This is a genomic window from Leptothoe sp. EHU-05/26/07-4, from assembly GCF_043421015.1.
Taxonomy (GTDB): domain Bacteria; phylum Cyanobacteriota; class Cyanobacteriia; order Phormidesmidales; family Phormidesmidaceae; genus Leptothoe; species Leptothoe turfae.
The window spans coordinates 85,046-102,374 of the sequence record NZ_JAXSQV010000001.1 but is presented as its reverse complement, the minus strand read 5'-3'; the positions used below and the strand labels follow the sequence as shown (position 1 = coordinate 102,374).

General features: G+C 51.5%; 13 protein-coding genes. 4 read left to right on the top strand and 9 right to left on the bottom strand.

The features are described from left to right. Positions 1-40 precede the first annotated feature (40 nt). From lysS to U2F10_RS00485, 5 genes are all read right to left on the bottom strand, one after another. Positions 41-1,576: a lysine--tRNA ligase gene (gene lysS, locus U2F10_RS00505; protein WP_163701141.1), complete on the bottom strand. Its 1,536-nt coding sequence runs from the start codon at positions 1,574-1,576 to the stop codon at positions 41-43. A gap of 70 nt (positions 1,577-1,646) precedes the next feature. Continuing rightward, complete coding sequence (locus U2F10_RS00500) at positions 1,647-2,789, bottom strand: response regulator (RefSeq protein ID WP_163659612.1); 1,143 nt, start codon at positions 2,787-2,789, stop codon at positions 1,647-1,649. Between the two features lie 193 nt (positions 2,790-2,982). Then, a complete protein-coding gene (locus U2F10_RS00495; protein WP_163659611.1) occupies positions 2,983-3,870 on the bottom strand; it encodes a glycosyltransferase family 2 protein in 888 nt (295 codons plus the stop codon). Positions 3,871-4,141: 271 nt separating this feature from the next. After that, complete coding sequence (locus tag U2F10_RS00490) at positions 4,142-4,474, bottom strand: hypothetical protein (RefSeq protein WP_163659609.1); 333 nt, start codon at positions 4,472-4,474, stop codon at positions 4,142-4,144. Between the two features lie 400 nt (positions 4,475-4,874). Continuing rightward, positions 4,875-5,243, bottom strand: a complete 369-nt coding sequence (locus U2F10_RS00485; protein WP_499870152.1) for an endonuclease domain-containing protein — start codon at positions 5,241-5,243, stop codon at positions 4,875-4,877. 508 nt (positions 5,244-5,751) lie between these two features. Between U2F10_RS00485 and U2F10_RS00480 the strand changes: the two genes are divergently transcribed. The 3 genes from U2F10_RS00480 (at position 5,752) to U2F10_RS00470 (ending at position 11,085) form a co-directional block, all read left to right on the top strand. Next, positions 5,752-6,264 (top strand): hypothetical protein, encoded by a 513-nt coding sequence (locus U2F10_RS00480; RefSeq protein WP_163665904.1) that lies wholly within the window; start codon positions 5,752-5,754, stop codon positions 6,262-6,264. A 96-nt stretch (positions 6,265-6,360) separates the two neighbouring features. Then, on the top strand, positions 6,361-9,012 hold the full coding sequence (locus U2F10_RS00475) for a tetratricopeptide repeat protein (protein WP_499870401.1): 2,652 nt from the start codon (positions 6,361-6,363) through the stop codon (positions 9,010-9,012). 210 nt (positions 9,013-9,222) lie between these two features. Next, positions 9,223-11,085, top strand: coding sequence for a serine hydrolase (locus U2F10_RS00470; protein WP_499870150.1), 1,863 nt, complete (start codon positions 9,223-9,225; stop codon positions 11,083-11,085). A gap of 62 nt (positions 11,086-11,147) precedes the next feature. On the opposite strand, the gene U2F10_RS00465 is transcribed toward U2F10_RS00470, so the two are convergent. From U2F10_RS00465 to U2F10_RS00450, 4 genes are all read right to left on the bottom strand, one after another. Continuing rightward, entirely contained in the window at positions 11,148-11,615 is a 468-nt protein-coding gene (locus U2F10_RS00465; protein ID WP_499870149.1) for an ExbD/TolR family protein, read from the bottom strand. Positions 11,616-11,641: 26 nt separating this feature from the next. After that, positions 11,642-14,281, bottom strand: coding sequence for an alanine--tRNA ligase (alaS, locus tag U2F10_RS00460; protein WP_499870148.1), 2,640 nt, complete (start codon positions 14,279-14,281; stop codon positions 11,642-11,644). Between the two features lie 268 nt (positions 14,282-14,549). Beyond that, on the bottom strand, positions 14,550-15,242 hold the full coding sequence (locus U2F10_RS00455; RefSeq protein ID WP_163665911.1) for an ATP-dependent Zn protease: 693 nt from the start codon (positions 15,240-15,242) through the stop codon (positions 14,550-14,552). Positions 15,243-15,362: 120 nt separating this feature from the next. Then, a complete protein-coding gene (locus U2F10_RS00450; RefSeq protein ID WP_163665913.1) occupies positions 15,363-15,944 on the bottom strand; it encodes a pentapeptide repeat-containing protein in 582 nt (193 codons plus the stop codon). Positions 15,945-16,370: 426 nt separating this feature from the next. Here U2F10_RS00450 and U2F10_RS00445 point away from each other — a divergent pair, with 426 nt between their 5' ends. Continuing rightward, positions 16,371-17,027 (top strand): rhomboid family intramembrane serine protease, encoded by a 657-nt coding sequence (locus U2F10_RS00445; protein ID WP_163700117.1) that lies wholly within the window; start codon positions 16,371-16,373, stop codon positions 17,025-17,027. The last annotated feature ends 302 nt before the right edge of the window (positions 17,028-17,329 follow it).

The window sequence follows — 17,329 nt, the reverse complement described above, 5'->3', positions numbered from 1 at the left end:
AACACCTTCCCCTATAGTTTAATCAGTTTGGCAAGATTAACTAATCACGACTTCCTTGCTCAGGCTTCAGCAAGGGAAATGCAATCACATCCCGAATGCTGGGCGAATCCGTCAGGAGCATCACCAGCCGGTCGATCCCCATGCCCATCCCCCCTGTGGGTGGCATACCATATTCTAGGGCAGTAACAAAATCTTCATCTAGGCTATGGGCCTCCAAGTCACCCGCTGCTTTTTTAGCCGCCTGGGCCTCTAGACGCTGACGTTGATCCACAGGATCCGTAAGCTCTGAAAAACTATTAGCGGTTTCTCGACCGACGATAAACAGTTCAAATCGTTCCACCAGACCAGGCTTATGTCGATGGGGTTTAGCCAATGGAGAAATTTCCACCGGATAGTCGGTAATAAAGGTGGGCTGAATCAGCGTCGGTTCCACTGTCTGCTCAAACGCTTCATTTAAGACATGGCCAATGCTGGGGCAGTCATCGATACCATGCAAGCCCGCCGCTTTTGCCGCCGCTTTCGCCTCATCTAGATCAGTGAACTCAGCAAAGTTAACCCCAGTTTTTTCCTGGACGGCATCATGCATCGTGATGCGCTTCCAGGGAGTGCTGAGGTCAATGGCATCACCTTGATAGGTAATTTGCGTAGTGCCCAGCACCTCTTCCGCAGCATTAATGATCAGCGCCTCGGTGATATCCATCATGTCGTGGTAATCAGCGTAGGCCTGGTACAGCTCAATCGACGTAAATTCTGGATTATGACGGGTGGAAATGCCTTCATTTCGGAAAATGCGACCCATTTCAAACACACGTTCAAAACCACCCACAATCAGGCGCTTCAGGTGCAGTTCCGTAGCAATCCGCAGATAGAGCTGCATGTCTAGCGTGTTGTGATAGGTCACAAACGGACGGGCATCGGCACCACCGGGCTCCGCCTGTAAAACCGGCGTCTCAATTTCAATAAAATCTTGCTGGTCCAGATAGCGACGAATTGAGGCGGTAATTCGCGCCCGCTTCCGAAAGGTATCCCGAACCTCAGGGTTCACAATCAGGTCAACGGAACGCTGGCGGTAGCGCTTGGCCACATCGGTGAGGCCATGCCACTTATCTGGCAGCGGCAGCAGCGCCTTGGTGAGAATGGCATAGGTGCTCACCTTCACCGACAGCTCCCCTTTATCCGTGCGCTTAACGATGCCCTTCACCCCAAAGAAATCGCCCACATCCGTCAGCTGTTTGAGATGGGTAAATGCTTGCTCATCAATGTCGGCCATCCCCGCTTGGATGGTCTTTTTATCTAGAAATAGCTGAATTGAGCCAGTTTCATCCTGAAGCGTGAAGAACGCAAGCTTACCGAATACCCGTCGGCCCATGATGCGACCGGCAATACTGACCTCAACCTCGGTCTCTTCTCCTGTGGGCAGATCAGCAAATTTCTTCTGAAGGATGGCAGCCTGATGGGTCACATCCCATTTGTAGGCATATGGATTGAGTCCCAGTTTTTTTAATTCACTTATTTTCTGTAAGCGAGCAGCGCGAATTTCGCGAGGACTTTGATCGTTGGGCTGGGAGCTAGCCATGCGTTAAGGGTCAGAAGTAATTGTGCAGTTGTTAATTGTATGGGGGGGATGGGGAATGGGCAATCCCCCATTACCGGGCATCAGAAATATACTTATCCAGCAGCTGAGCTACTTTCTCAGGCGCTGGCGGTTTGGCTAAAAAGTCATCTGCACCTACCATTTTGGCCCGCATCCGATCAATCATGCCGTCCCGTCCCGTCAAAATGATAATGGGTGTTTTATAAAATGCTTCAGTCCGACGGAGAAACTTGCACAGTTCATAGCCGCTGATATTGGGCATGGTGATATCCAAAAAAATCAGGTCAGGCCGGTGCTGAGTCAGGATGGAAATTTGCTCAACGGGCTTGGTTACGGGCAGCACTTCGTAGCCTAGGGGTTGCACCAGCTCTGCCATGACTTTGCTGACTAAGGGGCTATCGTCAATACAAGCAATCAGCCCTTTGGTCAGCCCCTGGGTGGCTAAGGATCGGGGGGGGACATAGGGGGCAGGAATATCTTGCACGGGCTGTAGATCGACCCAACCTTGATAGATCAGTGGCAACAGCAGCTTAATCACATCCGGCAGTGAATGCTGGGTTTGGGCAGCCATATCCCAAAGGGTAATGTTGCCCTGCATCCAACGACTCAAACGCTTATATCTAGCCGCTGTCAGATGCACCTGTAGTCCCCGTGGATTGATCACAACAGGGGATAGGTAAGGCAGGTCGTGAGGGGCAACGGTGGTGAGGGGATCGTTTAATTTTTTGGGCCACTGATCATGGTTTTTTTGCGATCGCACCAACGCCCGCTGCACCGACAAAAACACCATCTGCTGAGCCACCATACGATTTGGGTGCCATTGCACATCATCGGCTGGAGAGGTAAGCAATGTCAGGATCACCTCATCCACAATGCTTTGGATGGCGGCCTTAGCCTGATTGAGGGAAATGTGTTCACACCGGACGGCTTGATTAATAAAATCCACCTCCCAGTAATCATCAGGGGTGCGCATCGCCGCGAACCAGCTACTGGAAAACTGTTCACTATGGCGACGCAGAGAGCGATACCAGCGTCGCACGGGATGCGGCCCTCCCGTGGCATAAATCAACCGTCCAGAATAAAAGTAAAGCTTCCAGGGTTCAGTAGTTTTTGCACCGATCACCAGCTCACCCGTGCGATGTTGCTGAGCAAGGGTGAGTAAATACTGGGGTAAGGATTGGGCCTGGGTCAGCATATTTAATATACTTGGAGGCTTCGGGCTCGCCTCTAGTACGGCGTCAAGCTAATGAGTTTGAATAGGGAGCGATTTTCCCCATCATGCACCTCAGGCCTAGTTTTCCCAGAGTTAGGAAAACACAGCTATTATGCTCCCCAGACTATGACCTGATCACTGGACTAAAAATTACATGTGCCCCCATAATGCACCCCTACGTGGAGCGGGCCAGTTCTTTAGTGGGTTGATCAACAGCAGACGAGTCAGCCAGCACACTCACATCTGACGTGCAGCCATTTTGCAGTTCCCAAACCTTAAGGGTGATCAAATACTCATAAAATGCCTGGAGCATACACCAGGTAAATCCAGCCCGACCGTCTAGAATGCCGCCCAGGACAAAGTACATGTAGATAAACCGCACCAACGGGCGTAGGGGCAAACGCAGGGACAGGTCCTTCAGGGCGCGACGGCGTTCTACTTCGGAACGGCCCAGGAATAGGGCACGCCAGTCTACGCCATGGTCCGATAGTTGCTTAATGGTTTCGGCAGCTTCGTCACTGGAATAGCGGTTATGCTTTTCAATCCAGCGGTCAAAGCCTTTGCTACAGGTGTAATGGGGGTAGGTGGCCTGAAGAAAATCGGTGGACCCCTCACACACTTCGCGTTCGGTGTGGCCGTAGTCGTCGAACCATACGTGCTGCTTGTCGAGCAGCCGTAGCTGGTAGCGAGGATACTGGGTGCTGTGGCGAATCCAGTGGTCCATGAACATGACGCGCTCGGCGGCATAATAGCCCACATGCTGGCCAGACTGGGCAGCGGCGATACATTCGTTGAACAGCTCTGGCGTCATGCGTTCATCGGCTTCTAGAATGTAGACCCATGGGTGCTTGGTGGGGACATTGCGCAGCATCCAGGTGCGTTGTTTGCCATGGCTTTCGAAGGCGTGCTGCACTGTACGAACAGGATAACGCTGAGCGATTTCTAGGGTGCGATCGCAACTAATCGAGTCGACCACAATGACATCATCCGAGACCAGAGCTGACTCTATGCATGCGGCAATGTCTCGTTCTTCATTGTGAGTCAAAATAAAAATCGAAATCATCGCGATATCCTAGAAATCACTCAGCGATCAACTTATCAAGAAACACTCAACCAGCATTACTGCCAGCTCTTCTGCTCAGATTGCCCTGAATTGGCTATGGGCAAGTCAAAAAGACAGACTTACTACAGAATATTTGGTTTAGGTTGACGAACCCATAAAGGCATCCGTAAATTCAGCCAAATTTAATGTACTCGTACTAGGCATCAAGGTGTGGAGGTTTGCACTAGCAGATTGGGGGTGGGAGTTATTGGGTATTGGGTATTGGTGCAGGTCAGTCGGATGTTTTGAGGCGTTGATAGGCTGCAACTGTAGGATTAGAGGCTTCATAATCGGAGCAGTCGATGGCGTCTTCTGACAGTGCGGTGGTGGGATGGAGCGAGCACTTGAGGACGGCTTGATTGGTAAAGAATGCACAGTCAGGGCAGGGAATACGGTGCATTGTCTGGGCGCGCTGCACGCTATCACGGGTGGCGGCAATCATTTGCCAGAGACCCAGGATAACGACGGACCAGGCAAGGACAAAGCAAATGGGTCCCAGGTATGGCTGCAGCCATTGCATAATGTGCAGCAAAATGAAGTGAACCAGTTCTAGTAGCTGATACATGCGACCCTGTCAGTGTGATTGGGTATCAGCTTAGGCGACGGATAAAATTCGTTGCTCAGAGTGAAAATATTTGTAGCAAAGGGGTGGGGGTGAAGAATAAACTGGTTCCCCTTGGTAAGGCTACCGTGTACACACAAGTATTGGAAAATAGCGTTTACGGTTGTCTACCCCCCTCTAACTCCCTCTTACCAAGGGGGAGAACCGGAGTTTCCCCCCTTGGTAAGGGGGGTAATGCAGGATTGTGAACTCCCTTTCGAGATGTGTGTACACGGTAGCTTTGATAAGGGGAACCGTCAGGGAGGGGTGATCGATAACGCTAATGATCGAGACCCCTCCGCCTGCGGCACCTCCCCTTGGGAAGGGGAGGATGGTCACCATTGATGTTTAGCATTCGCGCCAGTTAAGTTTGGAGAGCAAGAACCTTTTGCAAAATAGTACGTATTACGCCGTCAATATTTTGGTAAATATCTCGGTTCGTGAAGCGTAGAAACTGAATATCTAATCCTTCGATACTTCTCTGTCGAAACCGATCATAGTCCTTTGCTTCAGCACTGTAATGAGTAGGACCATCAATTTCAATGGCTAGTTTCAGTTCAGGACAGTAAAAATCTAGAACAAAGCGAGCAACACTGTATTGCCTACGAAATTTGACACCTGCTATCTGTCTGCGGCGAAGTCTATTCCATAAAACGACCTCTGCCTTCGGCATTTGACGACGTAAATTCTGGCGATTCAGCTTTTGAGAGTTTTTGTTGTAGATCTTGGTCATTAAATAATTGCTTAAAGCCGACAATCCCAGGGTTCCCCTTGGTAAGGGGAACCGTCAGGGAGGGGTGATCGACAACTAGCGCTAGCGATCGAGACCCCTCCGCCTGCGGCACCTCCCCTTGGTAAGGGGAGGACAGTCATCAAATAATTGCTTAAAGCCGACAATCCCAGGGTTCCCCTTACCAAGGGGAACCGTCAGGGAGGGGTGATCGATAACTAGCGCTAATGATCGAGACCCCTCCGCCTGCGGCACCTCCCCTTGGTAAGGGGAGGACAGTCATCAAATAATTGCTTAAAGCCGACAATCCCAGGGTTCCCCTTACCAAGGGGAACCGTCAGGGAGGGGTGATCGACAACTAGCGCTAGCGATCGAGACCCCTCCGCCTGCGGCACCTCCCCTTGGTAAGGGGAGGACAGTCAATCACCCCAACAATCCCCCTTGCAGGTACCTGACAAATATCAATCAGAATTGCTAAAACGTAGGTGCCATCACTATCTGTAAATGCCCTATGCTCGAAGCGCTTTCCCTAACCGCTGCCACTGCCTTAGCCAAAATCGTCCTCGATAAGTTCTTTAACGGTGCTGGACAAAAGCTTGAAGAAACCGCTACGAAGTTGGGCGGTACCGTGGTTGAAAAGGCTAATGAGAAAATTATGCAGCTAGGTGATTTGATCTGGCAGCGCTGCTTCAAAGGTAAAGGGATTGATCAACGGTTAGAAGCTGCCGCCAAGGGATCCGAAGCAGATATTAAAGTTCTCAAAGACTACATTGATCAAGAAATAGAAGCTAGTGATGACTTCTCAAGGGAAGTTGAACAAATCGCTGGCGATTTGCATCAGGTCGTTTTCAATATGAATGACATGAATGCTGATTCGGTACAGCAAAATTTTGGTGGCAACAACAATCAGGTTAATGTCAATGCGCCCAACACAACTGTAAATAATGCTAGTGATGGGGCTACTGTAAAAAACTATCAGTTCGGTGATGGAGCAAACATTACATTTAATGAGATACCTGATTAGCTACAGCCGCCGGGACGGGAACCGCCAAGGAAAACTACCCCAGATTTTGGTCTTGAGAACTTAGTTGCCCGCGAGTTTGTCGGGCGACGTGCTGAGCTGCAACAACTTTCGCAAAAGCTGAAAGGCTCTGACCAGGTGGCGATTGCCGCCCTGGCAGGGATGGGTGGCATTGGTAAAACCGCACTGGCGCAACAATATGTGCGGGAGGCGAAGGCTGAGTATCCGGGTGGGCGCTGGTACTTTAAGGTGCGAGACCAGGGTTTGGTGACGCAGTTGGTGAATGCGGCAACAATTTTTGGTTGGCAGTTGCCGGATGGTTTGACGGATGATCGGGCGCGGGCGCAATGGTGTTATGAGCGTTGGTGTCGCCAATATCCAGGGCCAAGACTGTTGTTGTTGGATGATGTGCCGCAGTACAGAGATATAAGAGACTTTTTGCCCGCAGAAGATGCTAGCTTTCGGGTGTTGATGACGTCGCGACGGCGGTTTGGGAGACCGGTGGAGCGGGTGGACTTGGGGCTATTGCCGCTGGATGAGGCGATAGCCTTGATGGTGCAGCTAATGGGTGATGAAAACCGGGTTAGGGCACAACAAACCGAGGCAGAAGAACTGTGTGAGTGGGTGGGACGGTTGCCATTGGGGGTGGAGCTTGTGGCTCGATATCTGGCATTGCACCCAACGATTACATTTGCCAAATTGCAAGAGAGACTGCACCGGAAACGTTTAGAGACTAAGGCCCTGAAACAGGCATCGGCAGAAGTGGCCTATGACCAAATAGAAGAGTATGAAGAACCCATTAAAGCAGCGTTTGAGCTGAGCTGGCAAGATTTGAAAGCTGAGGCAAAAACACTGATGGGGGTGTTGAGTATTTTTGCAGCAGCGCCCATACCCCAGGGGTTGATTGCGGGGGCACTGCCAGAGTGGGATGAGGAAGATTTGGAAGAGGTACTGGATGGGGTATTGGTGCAGCGTAATTCGTTACAGAGCGATGCAGATGGAAGTTATCAATTACATCAGTTGATCCGTGAATTTACGGTGGGCAAGTTAGAAACTGAACTCAGTGATCAAACGTCTGCATTACAAAAAGGCGTGGCCGACTCGCTAGTTAATTTTGCTCAGCTAACACAGCAGATTGTCACTGTCAGCTCACGGCAGGCATTGAGTGAAGCGGTTCCCCATATGGAACTGGTAGCTCAGAACCTGAGTCATGTTATTGAAGGCAGTACAGATAGTCTTTGGCCGTTTGTGAGTCTGGGTCGGTTTTACCAAAGTCAAAGCCTATGGCCAGACGCTGAGCATTGGTGGCAAGCTTGCCTGACAATGACGGAAGAACGGTTTGGCCCTGATCATCCCTCTACCGCTCGGAGTCTGAATAATTTAGGAGCGCTGTACAAAACCATGGGGCGCTACGAAGACGCCGAACCCCTCTTCCAGCGATCCTTAGCCATCAGAGAAGCCCAGCTCGGCCCTGATCATCCCGATACCGCTCGGAGTCTGAATAATTTAGGATTGCTGTACGACACCATGGGGCGCTACGAAGACGCTGAACCCCTCTTCCAGCGATCCTTAGCCATCAGAGAAGCCCAGCTCGGCCCTGATCATCCCGATACCGCTCGGAGTCTGAATAATTTAGGAGCGCTGTACAAAACCATGGGGCGCTACGAAGACGCTGAACCCCTCTACCAGCGATCCTTAGCCATCAGTGAAGCCCAGCTCGGCCCTGATCATCCCGATACCGCTCGGAGTCTGAACAATTTAGGAGCGCTGTACGACACCATGGGGCGCTACGAAGACGCTGAACCCCTCTACCAGCGATCCTTAGCCATCAGTGAAGCCCAGCTCGGCCCTGATCATCCCGATACCGCTCTGAGTCTGAATAATTTAGGAGCGCTGTACAAAACCATGGGGCGCTACGAAGACGCTGAACCCCTCTACCAGCGATCCTTAGCCATCAGTGAAGCCCAGCTCGGCCCTGATCATCCCGATACCGCTCGGAGTCTGAATAATTTAGGAGCGCTGTACAAAACCATGGGGCGCTACGAAGACGCTGAACCCCTCTTCCAGCGATCCTTAGCCATCTATGAAGCCCAGCTCGGCCCTGATCATCCCGATACCGCTCTGAGTCTGAATAATTTAGGATTGCTGTACGACACCATGGGGCGCTACGAAGACGCCGAACCCCTCTACCAGCGATCCTTAGCCATCAGTGAAGCCCAGCTCGGCCCTGATCATCCCGATACCGCTCGGAGTCTGAATAATTTAGGAGCGCTGTACGACACCATGGGGCGCTACGAAGACGCTGAACCCCTCTACCAGCGATCCTTAGCCATCAGAGAAGCCCAGCTCGGCCCTGATCATCCCGATACCGCTCTGAGTCTGAATAATTTAGGAGCGCTGTACAAAACCATGGGGCGCTACGAAGACGCCGAACCCCTCTTCCAGCGATCCTTAGCCATCAGAGAAGCCCAGCTCGGCCCTGATCATCCCGATACCGCTCGGAGTCTGAATAATTTAGCAACGTTTCTCTATGGGTTAGAACGTTATGCAGAGTCAGCTAACTGTGGTGTCAAAGCCCTAGACATTTTTCTTGCCAAACTCGGGCAGGACCATCCCAACACCCAAACCGTTGGCAACAACTTTATTGCCATCTTGCAAAAGGTGATTGAAACGAACCAAACAGAACAACTTGACCATCACCCCCTCACCCAAACCATTCTAAAAAATCTGTTGTCCAGCAGTTCCGAATAATTCACCGATCCCACAGCTACGCTACAATACCCAACCCTACAGGGTCATACCCCATTTCCAAACACCCTATCCCCACAACAATCTGACCCCAGGTCTCCAAAAAATAACGCGCCTACAACTACGGATCACCTGATTGGGTGACCCAATCGCATGATGTGAAAGCGGTCTTGTCATTGCCAAACTAACAATCACACATGCCGCAAGTTCATTATGTTTATCCCTGAAACATCTCAGACTGTTACACCTCCGGTTGTAGTCGGTGCTGACCTACTCCCCTCAACAGCCCATAACAGCATTACCCCCACCCCCCACCCCTCCATACCGCTTGCCCTCTATAGCCCCATGGTTGCCCATGAAATTAACCATGAAGCTGCCCCTAGTTTGACGGCCAACCCTAAACAGATCCATCGCATTAAGGGCACCGTTAAAAACGACAACCTGGTAGGCACCGCGAATAATGACATCATTCAGGGTAAAGCCTGTGAGGATCACCTGTTGGGCAACGCCGGTCACGATCGACTGCTGGGGGGCCAGGGGGATGATTATCTCCACGGTGGAGCAGACAATGATCGACTGCTGGGAGAAGCGGGCCATGACCAGCTTATCGGCGGCAGTGGCGACGATGTCTTGCTGGGGGGCCAGGGAAATGATCGCCTATTTGGGCAAGCGGGTCGAGATCGCATACGCGGTGGTCTGGGTCACGATCAGCTTGACGGCGGCACCGGGCAAGACCGCCTGTTTGGCGGAGCCGGTCGAGATCGCTTAATTGATCGCGATGGCGGTGATGTACTCGTGGGCGGGGCCGGGGCTGATGAATTTTGGATCGGCTCCGGGACCAACGGCATCACCCGCATCCGAGACTTTCAAAGGGGTCGCGATCGCATTAAATTCACCCAATTAGGGCTTACCTACAACAATCTTAGCTTTGACCGCCAGGGCCACCATACAATTATTTCCCACCAGGACCAGCAACTGGTAAAACTCCACAATATTCACCCCCATCAGCTCAGGGCCAACAACTTTGAATTTGGCGATGCCAGTCTGATTGCCACCCTGCAAGCGGCCCTGGAATCCAGCGAAGCCCCCGGTGCAAACCTGCACATCATCACAGGGGACGGCTCGGTTTGGAATGGCGCAGCTGGTCTTGCCAACCTGGAAAATGGCACCCCGATGCCTGCGGATGCCGCCATGGACATCGGCAGCATTACCAAACCGATGGTGGCCGTTATCACCTTGCAACTGATGCAGGAAGGCAAACTAAACCTGGATGATACCCTCGGCCAGTGGCTGCCCAACACCATCGGCAAAATTGAACACAGTGAAACGATTACCCTGCGCCAGTTGCTTAACCACAGCAGCGGTATTCCAGATTTTTTAGATGATGATTTTGCAGCGGCAATATTGTCAGATCCCCACCGCATTTGGCAACCGGAAGATTTTTTGCAGTTGGCCTATGGAGAACCTGGCAACTTTACACCAGGAGAACGCTACAGCTATAGCAACACAAACTATACGCTGTTGGGGCTCATTATTGAGGCAGCTACCGGTGATAGCTTAGGGGGACAATTGCGATCGCGTCTCTTTGAGCCCCTGGGCATGGATGCATCCTCGGTGGTCTATGACAATGAAATGACCGATAACGTGCTGCGCGGGTATGTTGACATCCAAGAAATCGACCCATCGGCAGAATCACAACTTGTTCCCGTCTTCTTTCATCCCACTGCCCAGGGCTTTGGCGAAGGGGGTGTCATTTCATCGGTGGCAGACCTGGCTCGCTTTTCTGAAGCCCTGCACAATGGAGAGCTGTTAACCCCTAACGCCTTTAATCTAATGCAGCAGGAGAGTCTCGTGGTTGAGGAAGGCGATCGCGATCGCTATGGGCTCGGTCTGGAACTACGCGATACCCCTGGCGGTCCCCTGCTGGGTCACAATGGTGGTTTTCCAGGCGCTGGCAGCTTTATGTACTTTCTGCCAGAACAACAGCTAACCATCGTCACCATTGAAAACCAAGAGGAAACCTCAGGACAACCGTTTATCAATCTCTTCAAGGCATTGTTAACAGCAGAGGAATAATAATATCCAGATGGTGGGCATGGCCCACCGTCCAAGTCAAAATGAATCCTTCAAAATCAATATCACGGTTGCTGCGTCGCAATCCCCAACCGTACACCTGCCAAATTCCGAATCCGATCCATCGCCGCCACCACCTGACCATGGGGCGTCGCCGCATCGGCCCGAATGGTCACCATGGCAGGCTGCCCCGGTGCAATTAGCGCCTGCACATCAGCCGGCAAGGCCTCTAGCGTCACTGGCTCATCCCCCAAAAACAATGCCCCCTCTGCCGTAATCGTTAGGGTCAGCGCAGCCTCATCTTGACTGACCGAAGTGGTTGCTGTGGGTAGCGTCACCGGCAAACCCTCCGCCCGTGTCAGGTACAGCGTAGAGAGAATAAAAAACGCCAGAATCGCAAAGACCACATCGATCATCGGCACGATGTTGATAGTCAGACGAGATTCTTCATCAGGGGGAAGATGCATAAATCGTAGGATGGGCACGGCCCACCGGAGAATAGGTGGCATTAAATGCAGCAGCAGGGCAACCACAAGGGTATGCCCCTACATTTTGCCCCCTACCCCAAAGCCTCTGCCAACTGATTCTTCGCGGCATCCAATGCCTCGGGCAATTTCGACGCATCACGACCGCCTGCCTGGGCAAAGTTTGGCCGACCGCCACCGCCACCGCCAGTAATCTTGGCAATACCGCCGATAAATTTACCAGCCTTCAAACCTTTATCCATGACAGGCTTACTAAAGGTTGCCACCAGGCTCACCTTGCCCTCAGCGGGGATAGACCCCAACACCACAGCGCCATCGCCTAGCTTCTGTAACAAACGCTCAGCCGCAGTCTTCAGAGAATCTGCATCCACTTCGCCCATGTTGGCCACCAGCACCTGGAAGTCACCCAGGGTTTCTGCCTGGTCTAACAGCTGCTCAGACTTCAGTAACGCTAACTCAGACTTAAGGCCATCAACGGTTTTCTGTGTGGCCTTAAGCTCACTCTGTAGGTTAGTAATTCGGTCCACCAGGTCCTCAGGCTTGGCCTTAAACCGATCGCTCAGATCCTTCACAATCTGATCGCGCACGTTTAAGTATTCCAGCACCGCCGGACCAGCCACTGCCTCAATGCGTCGCACGCCAGCGGCAATCCCTGATTCGGCAATAATCTTAAACACACCGATCTCGGCTGTATTGCCCACATGGGTGCCGCCGCACAGCTCCATGGATACACCAGGAAAATCGACAACGCGCACCTCATCGCCATATTTTTCGCCAAACATAGCGGTCGCCCCCTTAGCCTTGGCATCGTCAATGGGCATGACGTCCACCTGGGCACCATGGGCCTCAGCAATCCAGGTGTTCACCTGGGCCTCTACCTGCTGCACCTCAGCAGCCGTCAAAGCACGGGGGCAGTTAAAGTCAAACCGCAAGCGGTCAAAGCTCACCAGCGAACCCGCCTGGGAAATGCTATCGTCCACTAGCTTTTTCAGGGCAGCCTGCAGTAGGTGAGTGGCGGTATGGTTGGCCTGGGCACGACGACGGCAGGCGCGATCAATCTGGGCACTAACGCTATCGCCCACCTTCAGGGTGCCACGCTCCACCCGACCTAGATGGATATACAGGGTATTGTCCTTTTGCACATCCTCAATGCGTACCACCAGGGTATCGCCAGCCAGAAAACCGCGATCGCCAATTTGACCACCGGACTCGGCGTAGAAGGGAGTCTGGTCTAGAATCAACTGCACTTCAGTCCCCGCTTCTGCGGTTTCCACCGTTTCACCATTGACTAAAATGGCCCTAACCGTACTTTGGCTAGTGGCATCGGTATAACCCAGAAAGTCAGTAGAATCGATGCCCAACTCGCTGAGGTTGCCCTGGGCCAGCAGGTCAATGGTTTCATGGGCACTCTTAGAGCGCTCCCGCTGGGCTGCCATTTCTATTTCGAACCCTTTTACATCGACGGTTAGGCCATTCTCTTCGGCAATTTCTTGGGTCAATTCCAGGGGGAAGCCAAAGGTGTCAAACAGCTTAAAGGCCTCTGCACCAGAAATCTGCTTGGGCTTACGCTCAAGGATTTCAGCCAGCAGCTTTTCACCCCGCTCCAGGGTTTTGAGGAACTGGTCTTCTTCACGCTGCAGCTCAGCTTTGATGATGTCTTCTCGCTCCCGTAGGTCAGGATAGGCGGACTCACAAAGTGCGATCGCACTCTCCGCCACTTCATTGATAAAGGCACCTTCGATACCCAGCAGGCGACCATGGCGCACCACACGACGAATCAAGCGGCGCAGAATATAGCCCCGACCCACGTTGGATGCGGTAATACCGTCGGAAATCATGTGCACCACGGACCGCACATGGTCACCAATCACCTTCAGCGAGACCTTGGCAGACTCATCCTGCTTGAAGTAGTCCACCTTAGCGATGTCTGCAGCCGTCTGAATAATCGGAAAAATTAGATCCGTTTCGTAATTATTGGGCTTCTTCTGAAGGATTTGGGCCATGCGCTCTAGCCCCATGCCGGTGTCGATGTTCTGGGCCTGTAGCGGCGTCAGGTTGCCTTCGGCATCCCGGTTATACTGCATAAATACCAGGTTGTAGAACTCGATAAACCGGGTATCGTCTTCGAGATCAATGTCGTCATCCCCTTTTTCAGGGTGGAAGTCATAGTAAATTTCAGAACAGGGGCCACAGGGACCTGTAGGCCCCGACTTCCAGAAATTATCCTCTTCACCCATGCGGATGATACGTTTTTCAGGCACACCGACCTGGTCGCGCCAGATGGCATAGGCCTCGTCATCTTCGCGAAAGACACTGACCACCAAGTTCTGAGGGGCGAGTTTAAAGACTTCAGTGGAAAGTTCCCAAGCCCAAGCCACGGCCTGCTCTTTAAAATAATCGCCAAAGCTAAAGTTGCCCAGCATTTCAAAGAAGGTGTGGTGGCGGGCGGTGCGGCCTACGTTCTCAATGTCGTTGGTGCGAATACATTTCTGAGACGTGGTAGCTCGGTCTACGGGTGCCTGGCGCTGGCCCAGAAAAATAGGCTTAAAGGGCAGCATACCGGCAATAGTCAACAAAACCGTGGGATCTTCGGGCACCAGTGACGCACTGGGCAGGATCTTATGACCTTTCGCTTCGTAAAACTTGAGAAAGGCCTGGCGAATCCCAGCGCCAGTGGTAACTGATTTTTTTAACCCAGGCTTTGACGTAGACATTTTTTTAACAGGCGCGCTTGGCGGACTTAGGTTTGCGTGGATAAGGGGTTAACAACTTAAAGGTGAAAGATATCCTAAGGAAAGACGTTAGGAGCCAGTTCACCCTGACTTCTAACTCCTAGATTCTGATTTCTCACCTAATCAGGCTTTTCGGCTCAAGTTGATACCAGGCTTTACTATTCTGACCGATGTTGCATCAAGTTTGATGAAACGGCAATGGTTTTGTAGGTATTCATTAACGAATGGATGTGTTCCGTAGAACGAGGGGCTAGACCTCTGCCGATTGCAGATGCTGCTCAATCAGCTCGCAACACTCGTTTACGGGACGACGCTCGGCCATGGCATCGATCAAGGCCCCGTAGGCATCAGATTCTTTTTCAATGAGGTTTTTGGCCTGGAGCATAGACCAGCGCTGCTTTAGGGGCACTTCCGCTAAGGGGCGATTTATTTGCCGCCACAATACATTTAGTTTCAGCCGATCGTCCCGGCCACCTTGGGCGGTACCATAGGCGATTTCTTCGGCGGCAATGCCGGCCATCCAAACGGTGCAGTAGCGATCGATTTCTTGCTGGCTGATTTTGCCGTTCTCCACCGCTCGGTCGATGCCGTCGGTTTTGAAAATCACGCCGCCACTGCCATCAACTCCGGAACGCAGGGTTTCCCAGGCTGTCAGGGTGTAGGCATCAATGGGAATGCCCAACAGATAGGCGGTTAAAAAGTGGCCTGCTTCGTGGCGGACAATGCGATCGCAATATTCTGGGGACCGCTGTGACAGCCAATCCACCAGCAGACGACCACCGCGCCCTTGCCAACCCAACTGATCAATGGTGATCAAACCCAATAGAGTCGCCGTAACTGTGGCTAGCCCCTCCGGCGAAATCGCCAGTAATGGACCTAGCAAAATTAACATCGTCACCGAAAAAACCGAGACGGCGATGAGATTTAGGGTGATTTCACTCATAGTTTGACCGATACAACTGGGACAATGCGGGGGTGCAACCAGGGCGTCCTCAGACCTCGACCTGCCGGTTTACCATAGCGGCAATGCTGGGTGAGGATGAGGACAGGATTTAGACCAGAATTAGCAGTTGCGATCGCCCAAGGTGCCATCGGGTAGCACCGTGTCACAGATAATCGCCTCTGCCCAGGTAGCCCCACGCAGATTTGCGCCCTTGAGATTGGCTCCACGCCAATCAGCATCACCAATGACGGCAGCCGTCAGGTCCGCCTTCTGAAGATTCGCCCCCTGAAAATTCGCCCCTTCAATATTGGCCTGGGTCAGCACAGTCCCCGTCAGATCGGCCCCGCGCAGATCAGCGCCCTGTAAACGGGCACCGTTCATAGAGGCACCCGCAAGATTCGCCTCACGCAGATCAGCGCCCTGTAGTGCCGTCAGCATCAAATTAGCTTCTTGCAAATTGGTCTTGCTTAAATTTGCATCGGAAAGCTCTGCAATTTTGAGGTTGACCCGAGCAAAATCTTCCCCTGACAGATCAGCCTCATTGAGGATGCAGACAGGACAGTCCCTCAGCTCTAACAGCATGTCCACATCATCTTGAATGTACGCCCAGCCAGGAGACGCAAAACTCAATAGCCCCAAAAAAATAATTGATAGTGCCCCAAAGACCGCACCAAAGCCCGTCGCCAACGATTTTAAGTTCATCCTTTTTCCAAGTGTGAATTCAGACTGGTTCCAGACATCGATGTCACCTACTCCATCCTAAGAGCTGACGGACTTCTCAACCAGCAACCCTATAACAATGGCACCAGACCCATAGTATTTTCCCATCCATTGGCAGCCGATATGCATGGCCGCCATAGGAAATCTCAGCCATACCCAGTATCTGAAAACACCTACAAAAAGCAGCATTCCGTGCATTGCCAATGTGCTAGCCAAGCCTAGACTCCGATGGGTGTTGAATTTTGTTTACGTTCAAAGTTTTTGTGCATTTTTTACAAAAATCTAAGTAAAGTAAAGTACAACCGTCTATCTACGTAGGTGTATCTCATCCCGTTGAGATACGACCATAGGGTGCTTCTACTCGTTCAGATTCACAAAATCTAATATTTATAACAGCAGGTTTGTGTCATGACCGGGGTTAAGCAACAGCTTGTCCTTATCTACATGATTTTGGGCACAGTTATACTCTCGATGTTTGTTCCCATCGACTGGCAAACCCAAGCTAAAGTCCTGCGGGACTGCATTATCATGGCTTGGGTGGTGGGTGTTGTTAATTTTGCCTACCTAGGAGGTGGCTTAAATCGGTTACTGGGCATTCGTCCCCGTGCACCGTTAGGGCTATTGGGTATTGTATTTTCCCCTCTCCTCCATCGCAATGCTGGGCATTTGATTGCCAACACACTGCCCTTTGCCATTTTAGGTTGGCTCGTCCTACTGCAAGGTATCGACAATTTTTATGCCATCAGCCTGGCGATTTTGTTGGTAAGTGGCTTAGGCACCTGGATTTTTGGCCGTTCTGCCATTCACCTGGGAGCCAGCGGTTTAATTTTCGGATATCTGGGCTATTTAATCGCGCGAGGATATCTAGAAGTCACCCTTATGACTATTGGATTAGCATTTGTCGTCATGCTGCTCTATGGTGATCAGTTTTGGACCATGCTACCAGATTCAGAAGAGACCACATTGTCGTGGGAGGCTCATATGTTTGGTTTTTTAGGAGGCGTACTTGCGGCCTATAATCCTATTTTTCTAGAGCAACTTAATAGATTTCTAGCAAGCTTATAAAAGCTTTTTATAAGCTCTTTTGCAACTTTCTATAAACCTGTCAAAAAACGGCTATGACAGCACTTCAACTGTCATAGCCGTCTGTTTAGTTGTGGTTTAGATTGGTTTAATCAATCTGTTCCCAGTATTGACTACATGACTTATTTGACGCCTAAAAATCATTTTTTTGAGTAGGCGCTATTAGCCATGGGTTACATAACAGTTAATGTGTCCCCCTTACCCCTTATCAACCCAGGGATTAAGTAGATGGGTTCCATAACTTGCTCATTTTTGTAGTAAATACTGTGTTAGAAAAGGCCAAG

Coding starts and splice junctions, on each gene's coding strand:
- lysS (WP_163701141.1), bottom strand. CDS start 1,576: ATGGCTAGCTCCCAGCCCAACGATCAAAGTCCTCGCGAAATTCGCGCT.
- U2F10_RS00500 (WP_163659612.1), bottom strand. CDS start 2,789: ATGCTGACCCAGGCCCAATCCTTACCCCAGTATTTACTCACCCTTGCT.
- U2F10_RS00495 (WP_163659611.1), bottom strand. CDS start 3,870: ATGATTTCGATTTTTATTTTGACTCACAATGAAGAACGAGACATTGCC.
- U2F10_RS00490 (WP_163659609.1), bottom strand. CDS start 4,474: ATGTATCAGCTACTAGAACTGGTTCACTTCATTTTGCTGCACATTATG.
- U2F10_RS00485 (WP_499870152.1), bottom strand. CDS start 5,243: ATGACCAAGATCTACAACAAAAACTCTCAAAAGCTGAATCGCCAGAAT.
- U2F10_RS00480 (WP_163665904.1), top strand. CDS start 5,752: ATGCTCGAAGCGCTTTCCCTAACCGCTGCCACTGCCTTAGCCAAAATC.
- U2F10_RS00470 (WP_499870150.1), top strand. CDS start 9,223: ATGTTTATCCCTGAAACATCTCAGACTGTTACACCTCCGGTTGTAGTC.
- alaS (WP_499870148.1), bottom strand. CDS start 14,281: ATGTCTACGTCAAAGCCTGGGTTAAAAAAATCAGTTACCACTGGCGCT.
- U2F10_RS00455 (WP_163665911.1), bottom strand. CDS start 15,242: ATGAGTGAAATCACCCTAAATCTCATCGCCGTCTCGGTTTTTTCGGTG.
- U2F10_RS00450 (WP_163665913.1), bottom strand. CDS start 15,944: ATGAACTTAAAATCGTTGGCGACGGGCTTTGGTGCGGTCTTTGGGGCA.
- U2F10_RS00445 (WP_163700117.1), top strand. CDS start 16,371: ATGACCGGGGTTAAGCAACAGCTTGTCCTTATCTACATGATTTTGGGC.